Here is an 827-nt window from a genome sequence, read left to right on the forward strand (position 1 = left end):
GCCCTCAACCGACCGTGTCCATGGCGGACAAAGTTGCCCTGATCGACAGCCTCTGCGCCAAGGCGCGGATCCTGCCGGTGATCACCATCGCCCGCGAACAGGACATCCTGCCGCTGGCCGATGCCCTGGCAGCCGGCGGTTTGACCGCATTGGAAGTGACCCTGCGCTCCGAGTTCGGCCTCAAGGCCATTCAGGTACTGCGCGAGCAACGCCCTGAACTGTGCACCGGTGCCGGCACCGTACTCGACCGCCACATGCTCGAAGCGGCCGAGGTTGCCGGTTCGCAGTTTATCGTCACCCCCGGCATTACCCGTGACCTGCTGGAAGCCTCGGTGCACAGCCCGATTCCGCTGTTGCCTGGCATCAGCAATGCTTCCGGCATCATGGAAGGCTATGGCCTGGGTTATCGCCGCTTCAAGCTGTTCCCGGCCGAAGTCAGCGGCGGCGTGGCTGCAATCAAGGCCCTGGGCGGCCCGTTCGGCGAAGTTAAATTTTGCCCAACCGGCGGCGTTGGCCCGGCCAACATCAAAAACTACATGGCGTTGAAAAACGTGATGTGCGTGGGCGGTAGCTGGATGCTGGACCCTGAATGGGTCAAGAACGGCGACTGGGCCCGCATCCAGGAAGTCACCGCACAGGCGCTGGCATTGCTGGACTGATCTGATTTACCGAATCGTTGTTGCTGTGCTTAACGGCATTTTTGCGGTGCACTTGGTCGGTGTACCGCTTTTTTTTGCCTGCAAAAAACTCACATTCAACTCCGATCAACTGTGGGAGCTGGCTTGCCTGCGATAGCGGTGGGTCAGGTTAGGATGTTTCTACTGATA

The 827-nt window shown here is 60.0% G+C and carries 1 protein-coding gene; it reads left to right on the forward strand.

Features of this window, described 5'->3' with window-relative positions; genetic code table 11:
- Nucleotides 1-659: bifunctional 4-hydroxy-2-oxoglutarate aldolase/2-dehydro-3-deoxy-phosphogluconate aldolase (locus tag FEM54_RS33350; RefSeq protein ID WP_138454374.1), on the forward strand; the 659-nt coding region annotated here is incomplete at its 5' end.
- Nucleotides 660-827: the final 168 nt, after the last annotated feature.

This window comes from Pseudomonas edaphica (genome assembly GCF_005863185.1).
Classification (GTDB): Bacteria; Pseudomonadota; Gammaproteobacteria; order Pseudomonadales; family Pseudomonadaceae; genus Aquipseudomonas; species Aquipseudomonas edaphica.